Genomic DNA, 3,396 nt, shown 5'->3' with positions numbered 1-3,396 from the left:
CTGGCGATGAGCAGGCCGCCGAGCAGGCTCATATCCTTGAAGAACGCGGTCCGCTTGGCCGCCTTGCGGGTGGGATCGGTCTCCTGCCAGAAATCCTGATTGGTCACCGCCGATGGCACCACGGTCATGGCGAGCATCAGCGAGGCGAGTCGCGGCACCTTGCCCGTGGCGAGTAGCACCCCGCCAGCTATCTGCGTGCCGGCGTTGATTTTCACCAATGTGGCCGGATCGGCGGGCAGTTTCTCGGCGACCCCGGCGAACCGGGATTCACGCTGCTGCTCCAGGAGGGTGTTGGCCGCCTTCACCCGTTCGTCCGGGTGCATGAGCGTGTCGGCCCCATCCGCGAGAAAGGCGGAGGCCAGCAGCGGCCGGGCAAGTCGTCGTAGCAACATCAACGGGCCCCTTGCTTCGGAAATAGGTCACTTTGTCGGTGGGTATCTCCTGCGCCGGAATTCAAACGTACCGGCGGGCAACGCTGTAGCTACCGAGTATAGGGCGGTATCGGGCGCGGATCAGACGTCGAGGCCGTCCTGCAGCGTGGCGATGGCCCCGTCCAGGGTTCTGTGGAGGGCGGACAGTGAGTGGTCGGTGTTCACCACCCAGTGGTCGAGTCCGACGCCCAGGGCGGCGAAGCAGGCCGCGGCGGCGACCTGGGTGCGCAGATCGGCCTCGGCCAGTCCGGCGCGGCGGGCGAAGTGCTCGGCGAGGACGTGGCGGCGCAGCACCGCCCCGGTGAAATTCTCCTGTCGCAGTTCGGGATTGGTGATCAGCACCTGGCGGGCGCGGCGGACGGTTGCGGCCTGTTCGCGCCGCTGTTCGGCATCCGGTTCGTGGACGAGCAGTTCGCGCAGCGCGCCGCGCAGCGCGGTGAGCGCGGACTCCTCGGGCGGTCGCCGGTCCATGGCCGCGAGCAGGAAGGCGACAAGGTCCTCCTCGTGGCCGAACACCACGGCCGCCTTGGACGGGAAGTGGCGATGGAAGGTGCGACGCGAGACCCGCACCGCGTCGGCGATCTGCTGCACGGTGGTCTGCTCGTACCCCTGTCGCTCGAACAGCCGCAGCGCGGCGTCCATGAGTTCCCGGCGCACGCGGGCCTTCTCCTGCTCGCGCAGTCCTACCGATTCCGGCATGTCCCGCCCTTCGTTGTCCAACCCACACTATTTGATGTCACGCCGTGACACTTTTCCGGTTAGCCTGATCGAAGTGTCTCACTGTGACACTATTTGCTCACCGATGCGAGAGGGCCGCGATGACGCGACGCGCAGTACTCACCCTGGTTTCGACGGCGATAGTGGCGAGCGCGCCGCTCGCGGGCAGCGCGGCGGCCGATCCGCCGAGCGCGGCGCACACCTCCGCACCGGGCACCGTCGTCAGCGCCGCGGCCCTGCCCGCCGAACTGTGGATCCCCGGCACCGGATCGGCGCGTCGGCTGACCTACTGGACCCAGGACTCCGCGGGCGCGCCCGCCCTGTCCACCGGCGCGATCTTCGTCCCCGCCGGAACACCGCCGCCCGGCGGCTGGCCCGTGCTCTCGTGGGAACACGGCACGGTGGGCGTGGGCGACGCCTGCGCGCCCTCGACCGCGGGCCGCTCCCAGCGCGACCTGGACTACCTCGGCACCTGGATGGACCAGGGCTACGCCGTGGTCGCCACCGACTACATCGGACTCGGCACCCCGGGCGGACACGCCTACCTGGACGGTCGCGCCGAGGCCAACGCCGCCATCGACATGGTGCGCGCGGCCCGCGCGGTCGATGCCTCGCTGGCCGCCAAGTGGGTGGCCATCGGCCAGTCCCAGGGCGGCGGCGCGACCGTCTTCACCGCCGCGCAGGCCACACGCTACGCACCCGAACTCGACTACCGCGGCGCGGTGGCGACGGGTCCGGCCTCCAATGTGGCCGAGGTCTTCGGCCTGCTCGGCCCGGACAGCGTGCCCGTCCGGTCCGCCGCCCTGACGGCCTACGGCACCTATGTGTTCAACGGTTTGCGCACGGCGCTGCCCGATCTGGACCTGGACAGCTACCTGTCGCCGCTCGGCAAGGAACTGGTGGCCGCCGCCGAAACCCTGTGCTACGCGCCCATGACCCAGCGTGCGGCCGGAGTGGCGCTCGGCGAACTGCTGGCGCGGCCGCTCGCGGAGGGCGATCTCATCGCACGGGCGCGCACCGTGCTCGACGTGCCCATGTCCGGATACGACCGCCCGCTGTTCATCGGACAGGGCACCAACGACACCGATGTGCCGATTCCGTTGACCACCAAGCTCATCGCCGATCTGGAAGCGCACGGCGTGCGTCCCGAGGTGCACATCTACCCCGGCAAGGACCACAGCGCGACCATGGCGGCATCGCTGCCGGACAGCATGCCGTTCGTGGCCCGGCTCTTCGCCTGAGCCGGATCGGTCGCCGGTCGCGCCGGTTCAGCGGCTGACGGCGGTCTCGAATGTCACATGCGACAGCTTCTCGGGATTGCGCACGACGTAGAGCCCGGTGACGAGACCGTCGTCGATCCGCACGGCCACGATGCCGTCGATCGCACCGTCGATGCGCACGACCAGGGCCGGGAAGCCATTGGCCTGCACCGGCTCGACCGTCAGCGTCCCGCCGTGCCGGTCCAGACCACCGGCCAGCAGGCGGCCCACCCGGCGCGCGCCCACCACGGGTCGGGTGATGGCCTGCTTGATGCCGCCGCCGTCGCCCAGCATCACCACGTCCGGGGCGAGAATGTCGAGCAGGCGGCGCAGGTCGCCCGTTTCCACCGCGACCTGGAAGGCGTCCAGCGCGTGCCGGGTCTCGGCGGGGGAGACCACCCCGCGCGGGCGGCGCGCGGCCACGTGCGCCCGCGCCCGGTGCGCGATCTGACGCACCGCGGCCGGGGTCTTGTCCACGGCGGCGGCGATCTCGTCGTAGCCCAGGTCGAAGACGTCGCGCAGGACGAAGACCGCGCGCTCGGTGGGCGCGAGGGTCTCCAGCACCAGCAGCATGGCCATCGAGACGCTCTCCGCCAATTCGACGTCCTCGGCCACATCGGGTGAGGTGAGCAGCGGTTCGGGCAGCCACGGGCCGACATAGGACTCCCGGCGGCGGCCCAGCGTGCGCAGTCGGGTGAGCGCCTGGCGGGTGGTGATGCGCACCAGGTAGGCGCGGTCGTCGCGCACCGCGTCCAGGTCGACGCCCGTCCACCGCAGCCAGGTCTCCTGCAATACGTCCTCGGCGTCGGCGGCCGAACCGAGAATCTCGTAGGCGACGGTGAAGAGCAGGTTGCGGTGGGTGACGAATGCCGCGGTGGCCGCATCCGTGCCGTCGGCCTCGTGCATGGTGACTCCTGTCCGTGTCCTCGACCGTATGTCACACCAGACTCTGCGGCCGCCGCGCACGTGACACGCCGGGGCCGTGATCG

Annotated in this window: 4 protein-coding genes; 1 reads left to right on the top strand and 3 read right to left on the bottom strand. The window is 70.4% G+C overall.

Annotated features, from left to right (window positions below):
- Positions 1-392 (bottom strand): DoxX family protein (locus tag QK444_RS34315; protein ID WP_282786173.1); only part of this gene is annotated, 392 nt, incomplete at its 3' end.
- Between the two features lie 120 nt (positions 393-512).
- Positions 513-1,130 carry a TetR/AcrR family transcriptional regulator gene (locus QK444_RS34310; RefSeq protein WP_282786172.1) on the bottom strand — a complete coding sequence of 206 codons (618 nt, stop codon included), beginning with the start codon at positions 1,128-1,130 and terminating at the stop codon, positions 513-515.
- 119 nt (positions 1,131-1,249) lie between these two features.
- Here QK444_RS34310 and QK444_RS34305 point away from each other — a divergent pair, with 119 nt between their 5' ends.
- On the top strand, positions 1,250-2,389 hold the full coding sequence (locus QK444_RS34305; protein ID WP_282786171.1) for a lipase family protein: 1,140 nt from the start codon (positions 1,250-1,252) through the stop codon (positions 2,387-2,389).
- A 27-nt stretch (positions 2,390-2,416) separates the two neighbouring features.
- On the opposite strand, the gene QK444_RS34300 is transcribed toward QK444_RS34305, so the two are convergent.
- Entirely contained in the window at positions 2,417-3,313 is an 897-nt protein-coding gene (locus tag QK444_RS34300; protein WP_282786170.1) for an RNA polymerase sigma-70 factor, read from the bottom strand.
- Positions 3,314-3,396: the final 83 nt, after the last annotated feature.

It is taken from the genome of Nocardia sp. CC201C (assembly GCF_030010695.1).
Taxonomy (GTDB): Bacteria; Actinomycetota; Actinomycetes; order Mycobacteriales; family Mycobacteriaceae; genus Nocardia; species Nocardia otitidiscaviarum.
This window is presented reverse-complemented; position numbering and strand designations above follow the sequence as displayed.